The following is a 13927-nucleotide window of genomic DNA, read 5'->3' on the forward strand; positions in this document are numbered from 1 at the left end:
TCGGCGCTTGTACGTGCTTTCACTCCCACCGGCCCCGGGGGGGGCGGGTTTTGTTTTGGGGGCGGCGCCCCGGGGGGGGGGGGGGGCGCCGACCATGCGGGTCGCGGGGGCACCGACCGTACGGAACGCGAGGGCTCAGAGCGCCGCGGCGAGCTCGGTGCCCTGCTTGATGGCGCGCTTGGCGTCCAGTTCGGCGGCCACGTCGGCGCCGCCGATCAGGTGCACCGGCAGGCCGCGCTCGCGCAGCGCCTCGTACAGGTCGCGGCGCGGCTCCTGGCCGGTGCAGAGCACGACGGTGTCCACGAGCAGCAGTTGGCGCTCGCCGTCCACCGTGATGTGCAGACCGGCGTCGTCGATCAGGTCGTAGGTGACGCCGGGGACCATCACCACGCCGCGGTGCTTGAGCTCGGTGCGGTGGATCCAGCCGGTGGTCTTGCCGAGGCCGGCGCCGACCTTGCTGGTCCTGCGCTGGAGCAGGTGGACGCTGCGCGGGGGCTTCGGCCGCTCCGGGGCGCGCAGGCCGCCGCGCTCGCGGTACTCCGGGTCGATGCCCCACTTCGCCTGGAACACCGGCGGGTTGAGGCTCGCCGCGTCGCCCGGGTCGGTGAGGAACTCGGCCACGTCGAAGCCGATGCCGCCGGCGCCGAGGATGGCGACCCGCTCGCCGACCGGCGCGCCGTCGCGCAGCACGTCGAGGTAGCCGAGCACGCTGGGGTGGTCGATTCCCGGGATGTCGGGGGGAGTTCGCGGGGTGACGCCGGTGGCGAGGACGAGCTCGTCGTGGCCCTGCCCGGCCAGCTGCTCGGCGGTGACGGTCGCGCCGAGCCGCAGCGTGACGCCCAACTCGGCCAGCCGGGTGCGGAAGTAGCGCAGCGTCTCGTCGAACTCCTCCTTGCCGGGGATCCGCCGGGCGATGTTCAGCTGCCCGCCGATCGCCTCGGCGGCGTCGTACAGGGTGACGTCGTGGCCGCGCTCGGCGGCGGAGACGGCGAAGGCGAGGCCGGCCGGGCCTGCCCCGACGACGCCGATCCGCTTGCGCAACTGGGTGGGCCCGAGGACGAGTTCGGTCTCGTGGCAGGCGCGCGGGTTGACCAGGCAGGAGGTGATCTGGAGGTTGAAGGTGTGGTCGAGGCAGGCCTGGTTGCAGCCGATGCAGGTGTTGATGGCCTCGGCGCGGTCGTCCCGGGCCTTGGCGACGAAGTCGGCATCGGCGAGCAGCGGGCGGGCCATCGAGACCAGGTCCGCGCTGCCCTCGGCGAGCAACTGCTCGGCGATCTCGGGGGTGTTGATGCGGTTGGTGGTGACCAGCGGGATGCCGACCTTGCCCATCACCTTCTTCGTCACCCAGCCGAAGGCGCCGCGCGGCACGGAGGTGGCGATGGTGGGGATGCGGGCCTCGTGCCAGCCGATGCCGGTGTTGATGATGGTCGCCCCGGCGGCCTCGACGGCCTGGGCGAGCCGCACGACCTCGTCGAGGGTGGAGCCGCCGGGCACCAGGTCGAGCATGGAGAGGCGGTAGACGATGATGAAGTCCTCGCCGACCCGCTCGCGGACCCGGCGGACGATCTCCACCGGGAAGCGCATCCGCCGCTCGTACGTGCCGCCCCACTCGTCCTCGCGGTGATTGGTCGCGGCGACGATGAACTCGTTGACCAGGTAGCCCTCGGAGCCCATGATCTCGACGCCGTCGTACCCGGCGCGACGGGCGAGTTCGGCGCAGCGGGCGAAGTCCTCGATGGTCTGCTCGACCTGCTCGGCGGTGAGCGCGTTGGGCGTGAAGGGGCTGATCGGGGCCTGGATCGCGCTGGGGGCGACCAGGTCGCGGTGGTAGGCGTAGCGGCCGAAGTGCAGGATCTGGAGGGCGATCCTGCCGCCGGCGGCGTGCACCGCGTCGGTGACCACGCGGTGCTTGTCGGCCTCTTCCTCGGTGGTCAGCATCGCGCCGCCCTCCCAGGGGCGCCCGGCCTCGTTGGGGGCGATGCCGCCGGTGACGATCAGGCCGACGCCGCCGCGGGCCCGCTCGGCGTAGAAGGCGGCCATCCGCTCGTAGCCGCCGGGGGCCTCCTCCAGGCCGACGTGCATCGAGCCCATGATCACGCGGTTGGGCAGGGTGGTGAAGCCGAGGTCGAGCGGGCTGAGCAGGTGCGGGTAGCGGTTGCTGCCGGGGTGGGCGCTCATCGACGTCTCCTGGGGCGCGGGCGGGGAGTGGACCGAGAAGTGGACCGGGGCGTTGTGGACCGGGGGCGTTGTTACCGCAGGGTAGGGGACGGGCGGCGGGGTATGCAACTAGTTGCATAAGGCTCTCCCGGGTCGCCGGGAGGGCCCTCCGGATGGCTCGAACACGGCGCCGGGGACCGACCGGACGCGTATCGTCGTGTCCCGGACATCGCGGGGGCGTCGCGGGGGGACATCGCAGCGCGGGGACGCCGCGGACTCGAAGCTCGGGACTCAGGAGAGGAGCGACCGTGCGCGGTGGCTCGGTGGCCGTGGTCGGGGGCAGCATCGCCGGGAGCGCCTTCGCCGGCGCGGCCGCCCGGCTCGGCGCGGAACGGGTGGTGGTGCTGGAACGCAGCCCCGGGCACCTGGAGGACCGCGGCGTGGGCCTGTGCACCCACAACGACCGCTTCGACGAACTGGTCCGGGCCGGACACCTCGACGCGGACACCCGCCGCCACCGCCTCACCGTCCGCCGCTGGGTCGCCCGGGGCGCGGCCGGCGAGGGCGACGGGCCGGACGGCTGCGGGCGACTGCTCTGGGCCCAGCCCTTCCCGTTCCACTCGCACCACTGGGGCGTGCTCTGGCAGGCCCTGCGTGAACGGATGCCCGAGCAGGTCGAGTTCCGGCTGGGTGCCACCGTGACGGCCGTCGGCAACGAGCCGGGCGGGGACGAACCGGACGGCGGCGGGTCGGAGGGCCCCCAGGCTGAGCCGGACGGCGCCCGGGCCGAGGCCGACGGCGCCTGGGTCGAGACGGACGGCGGCCGCGAGACGTACGACCTGGTGATCGGCGCCGACGGCTACCGCTCGGTGGTCCGCGAGGCCGTCTGCCCGCAGGCCGAGCCCGAGTACGCCGGGTACGTGTGCTGGCGCGGCAGCTACGACGCCGCCCTGCTGGCCGAGCTGCCCGGCGGCGCGGCGCCGTGGCCGGAGGAGCAGTGCATCACCGCCTGCTACCCCGGCGGCCAGGTGGTGATCTACCGCATCCCCGGGGTCGCGCCCGGCCGCACCCAGGTGAACTGGGTCTTCTACGCCCCCACCCCCGCCTGGCTGCGCCTGGACGGCCCGACCAGCATCCCGGCGGGCAGCCTCACCGACCCGCAGGTGGACGAGCTGCGCCGGCTCGCCGAGCGGCACCTGCCGCCGTACTGGGCCGGCCTGGTCACCCTGACTCCGCGCGAACGGACCTTCCTCCAGCCGGTCTACGACCTGGCGGCCCCGGCCCGGACGGCCGGACGGCTGCTGATCGGCGGGGACGCGGCCACCGTGGTGCGCCCGCACAACACCAGCGGCGCGGTGAAGGCGATCCAGGACGCCCACGCCTTCGAGCTCGCGGGACGGGAGGCCGGCTCCTGGGCAGCTCTGCTGGCCGCTTACGACCGCGAACGGACGGCGGCCGGGCGCGAGTTGGTGGAACTGGGCCGCACCCTGGGCCGGGCCCAGGTCACCGCGGCGCCGGACTGGTCGGGGATGGACGAACCGGCCATGACCGCCTGGTGGCACCACCAGTTCACCGGCGGCGGGGGTTTCGGCGGCCACGCGCTCGGCCGTACCGACTGAGCGCGTGGCCGTGACTGCCGAACCCCGGTCGACCCGCTTCGGGCGAACGGGCGTCGACCGCTACCGACTGGCGACGGTCAGACGTTGACGCCGTAGTCGGTCGCGATGCCGCGCAGGCCGGAGGCGTAGCCCTGGCCGATGGCGCGGAACTTCCACTCGTTGCCGTTGCGGTACAGCTCGCCGAAGACCATCGCGGTCTCGGTCGAGGCGTCCTCGGTCAGGTCGTAGCGCGCGATCTCCAGGCCGTTGGCCTGGTTGACGATCCGGATGAACGCGTTGCGCACCTGGCCGAAGTTCTGCAGCCGGGCGTCGGCGTCGTAGATCGACACCGGGAAGACCACCTTGGCCACGTCGGCCGGGACGCGGTCCAGGTCGACCTTGATCTGCTCGTCGTCCCCGTCTCCGCCGCCGGTCAGGTTGTCGCCGCTGTGCTCGACCGAACCCTCGGGGCTGCGGAGGTTGTTGAAGAAGACGAAGTGCTGGTCCGAGACCACCTTGCCCAGCGCGTTGCACAGCAGCGCACTGGCGTCCAGGTCGTAGTCGGCCCCGGTGGTGGTGCGCACGTCCCAGCCGAGACCGACGATCACGGCGCTCAGACCGGGCGCCTCCTTGCTCAGCGAGACGTTGCCGCCCTTGGCCAGCGAAACTCCCACAATGCCCTCCTCTGATCTCTCCCTGTGGACGAATCTACAACACTGTAGAGATCACGAGAATCCGTCTGCAGGCGGGCCCACCCCGGGAATTTCTCCGGGTCGCACACGGGAACCCTGCGGGGGAACAGCCGCCGGCCCGGCCAGGACGTCACCGCACGGCGTCGATCTCGATCCGCAGCGCACCGTTCTCGGCCGTCGCCCTGCGGCCCCAGCCCAGCAGCAGGCCGAGCACCTCGCGCTCGGCGGCCGGGAGCCGGGCCAGGTCCACCTGCTCGATCTCCCGGACCAGCGCGGCCATCGACGGCTGCCGGATCCGGCTGCTGAAGTCGAGGTCCGGCTCGTGGCGGGCGAGGGTGGGCAGGGTCCGCGCACCCAGACGGCGCAGGACGGCCCGCAGGGCGCCGCCGTCGACCCAGGCCTCCAGCAGCCCGGGCTGCGGCGCCGGGCCGGCCCCGCGCCCCGTCCTCGCCTTGACCGGCACCCGGTACAGGCCGAGGACGTACTCGTCCTCGGCCACCTCCTCGTCCGGCCCGTACGGCCGCAGGCCGCCCGCTGTGCTCCGCATGCCGAGCACCCTAGCGACCTCCCGCCCTAGACTGGCAGTGGATTTCCCCTCGTCCGCTCTTCCCCCGTTCCCCCTCGTCGGCTCGCCGCCGTCTCCCCTCGTCGCAGGCCCGGTCGCCGGAGGTCCCGATGCGCCAGCGGTACAGCTTCCACCTCGACCAGGGCGGGCACTCGGTGACCGTCAACGTCCGGTCCGGCTGGATCACCGAGACCGAGCTGCTGGTCGACGGCAAGGAGTGCGACTTCCACCGCGTCCACGGGCACGGCGACTATCCGCTGACCCTCACCGCCCAGGTCGCCGAGGAGCCGCCGACGCCGCCGAAGCCGCTCGCGGTGCGGCTGGACCGCACCGGCCGGGCCGAGCACCCGCTCTCCTGCGTCCTGGAGCTGTCCGGCGCCCAGCACCCGATGCCCGAGCGCACGGCGCGCTGATTCCGCTTCCTCCCCCTCCGCGAATTCCGCCTCCTCCGCACGCCCGCGCTCGCCCGCGGCTACCTTGCTAGCAAGCTATGGTGCTAGCATCGTGGATGTGGGAGACGAGGATGTGAAGCAGTTCAACGTGTACCTGCCGATCGGGCTGATCAAGCAGGTCAAGTTCCGCGCCGTCGAGCAGGAGCTGTCGCTGTCGGCACTGGTCGCCGAGGCGCTGCGCGCCTACCTCGACGACGCCCCCGCCGCCCAGCACGAGCACCCGTCCGAGAAATCCGTCAAGGAGGACTGAGATGACCACCGAGGGCATCGAAGCCGTGTTCATGGAGACCCACAACTGGGGCAAGGCCGCGAAGTTCTTCCAGGGCCTCGGCTACGAGCTAGAGTTCGCCACCGACCACAACTCCGGTCAGCTGCGCAACGGCGACAGCCCCACCCTGTTCATCGCCGAGATCCCGGCGCACCGGCAGCCGCAGGTGCGGCTGGTGCTGAAGGTGGCGGACGCCGACGCCTTCCGGGCCGACGAGGGCGTAGCACTGGAGACCCCGTTCGAGGACACCCACTTCGGCACCCGGATGGCGACCGTCCGCGACCCCGACGGGCGGCTCTGGAGCCTCCAGGGACCGGCCAAGTCCGAGTCGTAGCAACAGTTGTAGAAACGAGCGCAGACGGGCCGGTACGGCGATCAGCCGTACCGGCCCCACGCGCTCACCGCGCTACGCCTCCTCGACGATCTCCTCGACCGCCTTCCTTGCGCGCTCGGCGTCCTCCGTGACCAGCCCGATCCTGGTGCGGCGGTCGAGTACGTCGGCCGCGTCCAGCGCGCCCTCGTGGCTGACGGCGTAGGCGATCTCGGCGCGGGTCACGTCCAGGCCCTCGGCGATCGACGTCAACTCTCCGGCCGCCAGCACCTCGTGGGCCGCGCCGCCGTGGCGGGCGAGCAGTGAGGCGGGCAGCCGCCCGGCGGTTCCGCCCTCCGGGACCCCGGCGGGCAGCGGGCGGCTGTCCCCGTGGCCGGGGGCGCCGACCAGCGGCAGCCGGGCCGTCCAGCAGGCGCGGGCGGGCAGGCCGCGCAGCCGGACGGCGGTGTCCACCGCGTCCTCGGCCATCCGGCGGTAGGTGGTGAGCTTGCCGCCGACCACGGTGATCACCCCGGACGGGCTCTCCAGCACCGCGTGCTCGCGGGAGATGTCGGCGGTGCTGCCGTCCCCGGTGTCGATCAGCGGGCGCAGCCCGGCGTAGGCGCCGATCACGTCCGCCCCGGTCAGGGCGGTGGCGAGGGCGGCGTTGACGGTGTCGAGGAGGAAGGAGCGCTCGGCCTCGGTGGGCTGCGGCTCGTCCGGGATCGGGCCCGGGGCGTCCTCGTCGGTCAGGCCGATCGCGACCCGGCCGAGCTGCTGCGGGAGGGCGAAGACGAAGCGGCTGGTGGAGCCGGGCACCGGCACGGTGAGGGCGGCGGCCGGGTTGCCGAGGGCCTTCGCGTCCACCAGCAGGTGGGTGCCCCGGCTGGGCCGGAGCCGGATCGAGGTGTCCAACTCGCCCGCCCAGACGCCGGTGGCGTTGACCACCGCGCCGGCCCGGACGGTGAGTTCCCGCCCGGTCAGGGTGTCGACCAGCCGGGCCGAGGTGCCGGTGACCTGCTCGGCGCGCACCCTGGTCAGCACGCTGGCACCGTACTGCGCGGCGGTCCGGGCCAGCGCGACCACCAGCCGGGCGTCGTCCACGAGTTGGCCGTCGTGGGCGACCAGCGCGCCGCGCAGCCCGTCCGTCCGCACGCCCGGCACCAGCCGGCGGGTCCGGTCGGCGTCGATCCGGCGCACCCGGGGCAGCAGCGCGCCCGGGGTGCCGGCCGTCAGGCGCAGCGCGTCCCCGGCGTGGAAGCCGGTACGGATCAGCGCGGCCTGGCCGGGGCGCAGCAGGTCCGGGAGCAGCGGCACCAGTTGGGGCAGTGCGCGGATCAGGTGCGGGGCGGTGCGGGTCATCAGCACGCCGCGCTCCACCGCGCTCTCCCGGGCCACCTTGATCCGCCCGGAGGCGAGGTAGCGCAGGCCGCCGTGCACCAGCTTGGAACTCCAGCGGCTCGTCCCGAAGGCGAGGTCCCGGGCCTCGACCAGCACCGTGCGCAGGCCGCGCGAGGCCGCGTCCAGGGCCACTCCGGCGCCGGTGACGCCGCCGCCGATGACCAGGAGGTCGATCCGGGCGTCGTCGCCGAGCACCTCCAGCTCCGCCGCCCTTCGGACGGCGTTGAGCCGGGAGGTCCCGGCGTACGGACCGGTGTACGGGCCCGCGTGCGAACCGGAGGACGGACCGGCGTGCGCGCTGGAGTGCGGACCGGTGTGCGGGCCTGCGGTGGGGGTCATGGCGCGAGGTATCCGTTCAGTGCTCTGGCCAGTTCGCGCCGCCAGGCCGCCTCGGGCAGCAGGGAGGCGACCATGCGGTGCGACTGGACGGTGGACTGGGCTGTCAGCAGGACCATGGCGGCCAGTTCGAGCGGCTCGCCCTCCCGGATCGAGCCGTGCGCCTGGCCCTGCTCGATGCCGGTGCGCAGTGCCTCCAGCAGGCCGCGCTGGCTGGCGCCGAGCCGCTCGACGACGTACTCGAGCAGCAGGTCGGAGTCGTCGGAGCGCAGCAGCGCGCCGATCACCGGGTGGTCGCGCAGCCGGACGGCGATCTCCACGGTCCGTTCGACGAAGGCCTCCCGGTCCCGGCCGGTCGGCACGGCGGCCTCCAGGGTGGCCAGGATCTCCCGGGTGAGCAGCGCGCCGATCACCGCCCGGACGTCCGGCCAGCGGCGGTAGACGGTAGGCCGGCTGACCCCGGCACGGCGGGCGATCTCGGCGAGCTGGGTGCGGCGCACGCCGAGATGGACCATCAGGTCGGCGGCGGCGTCCAGGATCGCGTCGTCGGTGCTGCGGGCCCCCGGGACCTGGCCGGTGCCCCCGTGGGTCTGGCCCGGCGTCTCGGGCTCGTCGTTACTACTTGACATGATGTGTGAAACTGTAACGCATGGCACCTGAGACGCAAGCGGGACCGGCCGGCGCCGCACTTCCGCTCCCCCCGATGAAGTGGGACGCCTGGGGCGACCCGGCCCTGGCCAAGGAGCTGTCCGCCGACATCAAGGGACTGCTCGCCGCCGCCCTCGGCGTCACCGGCGACGCCGCCCCCGGGCCGAGCGCCGACGAGGTCGTCCTGCACCCGTCCCGGCTCTCCGCCGAGGACCTCGACGCGCTGGCCGGCGCGGTCGGCAAGGAGCACGTCAGCGCCGCCGACGCCGACCGGCTGCCGCGCGCCGGCGGCAAGTCCACCCCGGACCTGCTGCGCCGCCGCAGCCGCGAGGCCCAGGACGCCCCCGACGCCGTCGTGCTGCCCGGCAGCGAGCAGGAGGTCGCCGCCGTCCTCGCGGTGTGCGCCGAACGCCGCATCGCCGTCGTCCCGTTCGGCGGCGGCACCAGCGTGGTCGGCGGCCTCGACCCCGAGCGCGGCGGCCTCGCCGCCGTCGTCTCCCTCGACCTGCGCCGCTTCGACCGGCTGCTCGACCTGGACGAGACCTCCGGCGAGGCCGTCCTCGGCGCCGGCCTCACCGGCCCGGCCGCGGAGGAGCTGCTCGCCGAGCGCGGCTGGGAGCTCGGCCACTACCCGCAGAGCTTCCGCTACGCCACCATCGGCGGCTTCGCGGCCACCCGCTCCTCCGGCCAGGACTCCGCCGGGTACGGGCGCTTCGACGAGATGGTGCGCGGGCTGCGCGTCGTCACCCCGGCCGGGGTGCTCGACCTCGGCCGCGCCCCCGCCTCCGCCGCCGGCCCCGACCTGCGCCAGCTCTTCCTCGGCTCCGAGGGCACCCTCGGCGTGATCACCGCCGTCCGGCTGCGCGTCCACCCGCTGCCCGCCGTCAAGGCGTACGAGGCGTGGAGCTTCCCCGATTTCGCCACCGGCACGGCCGCGCTGCGCGCCGTCGAGCAGCAGGGCACCGGCCCGACCGTGATCCGGCTCTCCGACGAGGCCGAGACCATGATCAACCTGGCCATGACCGAGCAGATCGGCGGCGCCCCGGCGGTCAGCGGCTGCCTGGCCGTCACCGTCTTCGAGGGCGGCGCCGCCCAGGTCGCCGCCCGGCAGCAGCTCACCCGCGACGCCCTGCTCGCCGCCGGCGGCACCTCGCTCGGCGAGGGCCCCGCCCGGGCCTGGGAGCACGGCCGGTTCAGCGCCCCCTACCTGCGCGACTCGCTGCTCGCCGCGGGCGCGCTGTGCGAGACCCTGGAGACCGCGGCCTCCTGGAGCCGGCTGCCGGCCCTGCGGGCCGCCGTCACCGAGGCGCTCACCGGCGCCCTGCCCGGCTCCCTGGTGCTCTGCCACGTCTCGCACGTCTACCCGACCGGCGCCTCGCTCTACTTCACCGTCGTCGCCGCCCTCGGCGAGGACCCGCTCACCCGCTGGGGCGCCGCCAAGCGCGCCGCCGGGGACGCCATCCTCCGCGCCGGCGGCACCATCAGCCACCACCACGCCGTCGGCGCCGACCACCGGCCCTGGATGACCGAGGAGATCGGCGACCTCGGCGTGCGCATCCTGCGCGCCGTCAAGGCCGAACTCGACCCGGCGGGCATCCTCAACCCGGGCAAGCTGATCCCGTGAACGACGTGAGAACCGTCCGCAGGGTCGCCGTTCTCACCAACCCGGCGGCGGGCATCGGCCACGCCGAGCCCGCCGCCCACCGGGCCACCGCCCGGCTGCGGGCCCTCGGCGTCGACGTCGAACCGCGGGCCGGGCGCTCCCCCGAGGACGCCGTCCGGCTCGCCCGCGAGGCGGCGGCCGACGGCGTGGACGCGGTGGCCGTGGTCGGCGGCGACGGCATGATCAACCTCGCCCTCCAGGCCCTGGCCGGCACGCCCGTCCCGCTCGGCGTGATACCGGCCGGCACCGGCAACGACCACGCCCGCGAGTACGGCCTGCCGCTCGGCGCCCCCGAGGCCGCCGCCGACGTCATCGCCGCCGGGCGCACCCGCGGCGTCGACCTCGGCCGGATCACCGGCCCGGACGGGGCGGTGCGCTGGTACGGCTCCGTCCTCGCCACCGGCTTCGACTCCCTGGTCAGCGACCGCGCCAACCGGCTGCGCTGGCCGCGCGGCCGGATGCGCTACAACCTCGCCATCGCCGCCGAGTTCGCCAACCTCCGCCCGCTGCCGTTCCACATCACCCTCGCCGACGGCACCGTCATCGAACGCGACCTCACCCTGGCCGCCGTCGGCAACACCCGCAGCTACGGCGGCGGCATGCTGATGTGCCCCGCCGCCCTGCCCGACGACGGACTGCTCGACCTCACCCTCGTCGACGCCATGCCCCGGCTGCGCATCGCCCGCTTCTTCCCCACGATCTTCAAGGGCACCCACATCACCTACCCGGAGGTCACCACGCTGCGCACCGAAGCCCTGCGGATCGAGTCCCCCGGCATCACCGCCTACGCCGACGGCGAGTTCATCGCCGCGCTCCCGGTGGACGTCGCGGTGGTACCGGACGCCCTACGGGTGCTGGTGCCGTGAGGGGCTGACGCCGCCGTCCGGCCGTCGGGGTGCCGCCGGACCGCGGTGCCGGTCTCACCCCGCCAGGCGGCGGCGCCACAGCAGCGGGCGTATCTCGACGGCCTGGGACGGGTCGCCGTTCCAGACCGTCGGCAGACCGGCCTCCGCCAGGGCGGCGACCACCTCCTTCCCGACCGCGGCGGTGGCCGCCGGGGAGCCGTCGAAGCCGCCGTACAGCAGGGACAGTCCGTGGCCGAGGGCGGCGGATTCGGTGCCCTGGGCGTGGAAGTAGACGAAGCCGCGGGCGTCGGCCTCGCCGGCCTCGGCGATCTCGGCGTCGCCGCAGGAGCGGCAGCAGCCGAAGTCCTCCCGGGCCGTGATGCCGCCCGCCTCCAGGGCGGCGAAGGCCCGGGCCAGGCGCTCCGGATCCGTCTCGCCGATCCAGCCGGTCTGCTCGCCGACCCGCTCCAGCCAGAGCCGGTCGGCGAGTTGCTCGGCCTGGGGGCGCGAGAGCGGGCGGCGGTCGCCCGCGACCAGGTGTTCCTCGGCCTGCTCGGCGAGCCGGGCGCGGTCGGTGTAGCCGCAGGCCAGCGTCAGCCGCAGCCGGTCCTCCAACTCCCGCCGCTCGCCCGCCTCCAGGTCGATCGGCGGCACCGGCGCCGGCGCCGGGCCCAGGTCGAGCGGCTGCCAGTCCAGGCCCTCGTCCCAGCCCGCCGCGCCGCGCGCCCAGCCCGTCATCGCCGCGACCACCGGCTCGGGCCCGGCCAGCCGCACCTCGAAGTGCCGCTCGGCGGAGCCGTCCCGGTGCTCCAGCGTGTACTCCTCGCCGTCGGCGTGCCACACCTGCACGTACACGTCCGGCAGGTCCGGTATCCGCTCCACGACGAGGAAGCGGTCGTCCGGCGCGCCGATGCGCCGGACCATCCCCGCGAGGTCGTCCGCGGACACCCTCAGGTGCCGCGTCTCGTTCGTCTGCACCGTGATCGCCAGCATGACGTCACCGTTGCACACGGCACTGACAATCCCCGTGGCCGATCCCCGGCGGCCGATCCCCGCAACAGATCCGGCGGTTCAGGCCCGCCACGCCCGTACCCGGCCGGCCGGCAGCGCCACGGCCGCCGGCGAACGTCCCGTCAGGCCCCCTGGACGAGGGACTTCAGCTCGCCGACGCTCTCGGTGAGGGTCGGTTCGCCGGAGCCCGGGTCGACGGTGAAGACGCGGTAGCCGGCGTCGGTGGTGACCCTGACCTGGCCGGACCCGGCCCACTCCGCCGCGACGAACTCCCCCTGGCCCCGGAAGCCGCCCGTATGGAGGGCGAGGACGTCCCAGCGGCGGGTCGCCAGGCCGGTGCCGGTCTCCAGCCGGACGAAGTAGCGCCCGTTGTAGCCCTCCGGATCGTCGTGGTGGGCCACCGTCAGGACGTGGTCCGCCCGCTCCGGGGAGGCGGTGCGGCTCACCCCCTGGACCTTCGGGCCGAACATCTGCAGGACGTGGCCGCCACCCGACAGCAGCAGCCCGAACACCGCGAACGCCGACGCCAGCCCGCCGACGACGTCCCACCGGCCGCGGACCACGACCGCGGCCAGCAGCAGGACGGCGGCCAGGCCGAGCATCGCCCACGGCCGGTTCAGGACGTCGGCCGCCACCGCCCGCCCGCCGTTGCCGGACTCCATCCGCCCCACCGCCCACAGCGCCGGCGGCAGCAGCAGCGCGGTGACGGCCACGATGCCGCCGGCTCTCCCACGGTTCGCCATCGAACCCCCTCCTCGGTTTCCGGGCATCCTAGGGCGCTGCCCGCCCCCGGCCCGACCGAGAGGTTCTCCGGTGCCCCGGTACCGCCGGTCTGCTAGCCTCCTGGAGGCCGTGCGAGAGAACGAGGAGGTGGTACCCGTGAACGTTTCGACATGGGTGCTCTCCTCCGGGGTCACGGTCGGGCGATAGGTCGTCGTCCGGGAGCGCCGTTCCAGTGCACTCCCGAAAGGCACGACCATGCGTTTCACTTCCGAACAGCACCTCGACGGCGGCGTCCTCGAGCGTGGGTTCACCCTCGGCGAGATCCCCGGCATCCTGTGGACGCCCGCATCCGCCTCCCCGTCCGAGCCGGTCCCGCTGGTCCTGCTCGGCCACCCCCCGCTCGGACTGCGCAGGATGCACCCCCGGCTGGTCGCCCGGGCCCGACGCTGCGCGGCGGACGGCTTCGCCGCGGCCACCATCGAGCTCCCCGGCAGCGGGGACCGGCCCCGCTGGGCCGCCCTCGAGCAGGCGCGCGCCGACCTGCGCCGGGCCATGGAGGCCGGCGAGCCGGTCGGCGAGGAGATCGTCGACGCCCTCGTCCTCCCGCTCGTCGACAAGTCCGTCCCGGAATGGCAGGCCGCCCTGGACGCCCTCCTCGCACTGCCCGGGATCGGCGGCCCGGTCGGGTACTCGGGGGGAGTCATCTCCATCGGCGTCCGGCTGGCGGTGGTCGAGCCGCGCATCGTGGCCGCCGGCCTCTTCGCCGGGAGCCTCGTTCCCCGCGCCGTGTTCGAGGAGGCCCGCCGGGTCACCATTCCGCTGCACGTCCTGCTGCAGTGGGACGACGAGGGCAACGACCGGCAGGCGTCCCTGGACCTGTTCGACGCCTTCGGCTCCCGGGAGAAGACGCTGCACGCCAACATGGGCGGGCACACGGGCGTCCCGCGGTTCGCGGGCGAGGACGCGGCCGGGTTCTTCGCCCGGCACCTGCGCCAGCCGCAGGCCGGTCCCGGTAGGCAGTAGGCCGGTGCCGGCCGGCCGTCGCGATCGAGGAGGGCGCGGGCCCTCCTCGATTCGCGGCGCGCCGGCCGGTGGCTCCCGGCCCGGCCGCCGGGAAAACCGGGTGACCCGGCGGCAGGGGGTCGGGTAGCGTGCCGGGCATGTCGAGCCCTGAGGCATCCAGGGTGGGGGCTTTCGGTCACGCCGCCGTCAGCCCCCTGAAACCCCGGAGATCCTGAACCACCGAGGTCCGAGCGAG

The 13927-nt window shown here is 74.5% G+C and carries 14 protein-coding genes; 7 read left to right on the forward strand and 7 right to left on the reverse strand.

Annotation, left to right across the window (positions count from 1 at the left end):
- Nucleotides 1-135: 135 nt before the first annotated feature.
- On the reverse strand, nt 136-2178 hold the full coding sequence (locus tag ACWDCZ_RS01330; RefSeq protein WP_449814912.1) for an oxidoreductase: 2043 nt from the start codon (nt 2176-2178) through the stop codon (nt 136-138).
- Between the two features lie 287 nt (nt 2179-2465).
- Here ACWDCZ_RS01330 and ACWDCZ_RS01335 point away from each other — a divergent pair, with 287 nt between their 5' ends.
- On the forward strand, nt 2466-3776 hold the full coding sequence (locus ACWDCZ_RS01335; protein ID WP_449814914.1) for an FAD-dependent monooxygenase: 1311 nt from the start codon (nt 2466-2468) through the stop codon (nt 3774-3776).
- Nucleotides 3777-3853: 77 nt separating this feature from the next.
- On the opposite strand, the gene ACWDCZ_RS01340 is transcribed toward ACWDCZ_RS01335, so the two are convergent.
- Nucleotides 3854-4429, reverse strand: coding sequence for a TerD family protein (locus tag ACWDCZ_RS01340; RefSeq protein ID WP_049650185.1), 576 nt, complete (start codon nt 4427-4429; stop codon nt 3854-3856).
- Nucleotides 4430-4577: 148 nt separating this feature from the next.
- Nucleotides 4578-4994: a hypothetical protein gene (locus ACWDCZ_RS01345; RefSeq protein WP_449814915.1), complete on the reverse strand. Its 417-nt coding sequence runs from the start codon at nt 4992-4994 to the stop codon at nt 4578-4580.
- A gap of 128 nt (nt 4995-5122) precedes the next feature.
- Here ACWDCZ_RS01345 and ACWDCZ_RS01350 point away from each other — a divergent pair, with 128 nt between their 5' ends.
- From ACWDCZ_RS01350 to ACWDCZ_RS01360, 3 genes are all read left to right on the forward strand, one after another.
- Entirely contained in the window at nt 5123-5425 is a 303-nt protein-coding gene (locus ACWDCZ_RS01350; RefSeq protein WP_449814916.1) for a hypothetical protein, read from the forward strand.
- Nucleotides 5426-5522: 97 nt separating this feature from the next.
- Nucleotides 5523-5714, forward strand: a complete 192-nt coding sequence (locus tag ACWDCZ_RS01355) for a CopG family transcriptional regulator (protein WP_449814917.1) — start codon at nt 5523-5525, stop codon at nt 5712-5714.
- 1 nt (nt 5715) lies between these two features.
- Nucleotides 5716-6066, forward strand: coding sequence for a VOC family protein (locus tag ACWDCZ_RS01360; protein ID WP_449814918.1), 351 nt, complete (start codon nt 5716-5718; stop codon nt 6064-6066).
- Nucleotides 6067-6138: 72 nt separating this feature from the next.
- On the opposite strand, the gene ACWDCZ_RS01365 is transcribed toward ACWDCZ_RS01360, so the two are convergent.
- Together ACWDCZ_RS01365 and ACWDCZ_RS01370 are read right to left on the reverse strand one after the other, a co-directional pair.
- Nucleotides 6139-7782 (reverse strand): glycerol-3-phosphate dehydrogenase/oxidase, encoded by a 1644-nt coding sequence (locus ACWDCZ_RS01365; protein ID WP_449814919.1) that lies wholly within the window; start codon nt 7780-7782, stop codon nt 6139-6141.
- The gene (locus ACWDCZ_RS01370) at nt 7779-8408 is read right to left on the reverse strand and encodes a TetR/AcrR family transcriptional regulator (protein ID WP_079272406.1); all 630 of its coding nucleotides are present in this window, start codon (nt 8406-8408) and stop codon (nt 7779-7781) included. The genes ACWDCZ_RS01365 and ACWDCZ_RS01370 overlap by 4 nt, the downstream gene beginning before the upstream one ends.
- A gap of 74 nt (nt 8409-8482) precedes the next feature.
- Here ACWDCZ_RS01370 and ACWDCZ_RS01375 point away from each other — a divergent pair, with 74 nt between their 5' ends.
- Nucleotides 8483-10051, forward strand: coding sequence for an FAD-binding oxidoreductase (locus ACWDCZ_RS01375; protein WP_388044767.1), 1569 nt, complete (start codon nt 8483-8485; stop codon nt 10049-10051).
- Complete coding sequence (locus tag ACWDCZ_RS01380; RefSeq protein ID WP_449814920.1) at nt 10048-10956, forward strand: diacylglycerol kinase; 909 nt, start codon at nt 10048-10050, stop codon at nt 10954-10956. The genes ACWDCZ_RS01375 and ACWDCZ_RS01380 overlap by 4 nt, the downstream gene beginning before the upstream one ends.
- A 54-nt stretch (nt 10957-11010) precedes the next feature.
- Here the strand turns inward: ACWDCZ_RS01380 and ACWDCZ_RS01385 are convergent, their stop codons facing one another.
- A complete protein-coding gene (locus tag ACWDCZ_RS01385; protein WP_049658625.1) occupies nt 11011-11928 on the reverse strand; it encodes a DUF6891 domain-containing protein in 918 nt (305 codons plus the stop codon).
- Between the two features lie 140 nt (nt 11929-12068).
- Entirely contained in the window at nt 12069-12689 is a 621-nt protein-coding gene (locus tag ACWDCZ_RS01390; RefSeq protein ID WP_449814921.1) for a hypothetical protein, read from the reverse strand.
- A 235-nt stretch (nt 12690-12924) separates the two neighbouring features.
- On the opposite strand from ACWDCZ_RS01390, the gene ACWDCZ_RS01395 reads away from it, so the two are divergent.
- On the forward strand, nt 12925-13692 hold the full coding sequence (locus ACWDCZ_RS01395) for an alpha/beta hydrolase (RefSeq protein WP_449814922.1): 768 nt from the start codon (nt 12925-12927) through the stop codon (nt 13690-13692).
- The last annotated feature ends 235 nt before the right edge of the window (nt 13693-13927 follow it).

It is taken from the genome of Kitasatospora sp. NPDC001225 (assembly GCF_053597855.1).

Excerpts from the sequence above, each read along its gene's own strand:
- ACWDCZ_RS01330 (WP_449814912.1), bottom strand. The coding sequence starts at position 2,178 with ATGAGCGCCCACCCCGGCAGCAACCGCTACCCGCACCTGCTCAGCCCG.
- ACWDCZ_RS01345 (WP_449814915.1), bottom strand. The coding sequence starts at position 4,994 with ATGCGGAGCACAGCGGGCGGCCTGCGGCCGTACGGGCCGGACGAGGAG.
- ACWDCZ_RS01350 (WP_449814916.1), top strand. The coding sequence starts at position 5,123 with ATGCGCCAGCGGTACAGCTTCCACCTCGACCAGGGCGGGCACTCGGTG.
- ACWDCZ_RS01360 (WP_449814918.1), top strand. The coding sequence starts at position 5,716 with ATGACCACCGAGGGCATCGAAGCCGTGTTCATGGAGACCCACAACTGG.
- ACWDCZ_RS01365 (WP_449814919.1), bottom strand. The coding sequence starts at position 7,782 with ATGACCCCCACCGCAGGCCCGCACACCGGTCCGCACTCCAGCGCGCAC.
- ACWDCZ_RS01370 (WP_079272406.1), bottom strand. The coding sequence starts at position 8,408 with ATGTCAAGTAGTAACGACGAGCCCGAGACGCCGGGCCAGACCCACGGG.
- ACWDCZ_RS01375 (WP_388044767.1), top strand. The coding sequence starts at position 8,483 with ATGAAGTGGGACGCCTGGGGCGACCCGGCCCTGGCCAAGGAGCTGTCC.
- ACWDCZ_RS01385 (WP_049658625.1), bottom strand. The coding sequence starts at position 11,928 with ATGCTGGCGATCACGGTGCAGACGAACGAGACGCGGCACCTGAGGGTG.
- ACWDCZ_RS01390 (WP_449814921.1), bottom strand. The coding sequence starts at position 12,689 with ATGGCGAACCGTGGGAGAGCCGGCGGCATCGTGGCCGTCACCGCGCTG.
- ACWDCZ_RS01395 (WP_449814922.1), top strand. The coding sequence starts at position 12,925 with ATGCGTTTCACTTCCGAACAGCACCTCGACGGCGGCGTCCTCGAGCGT.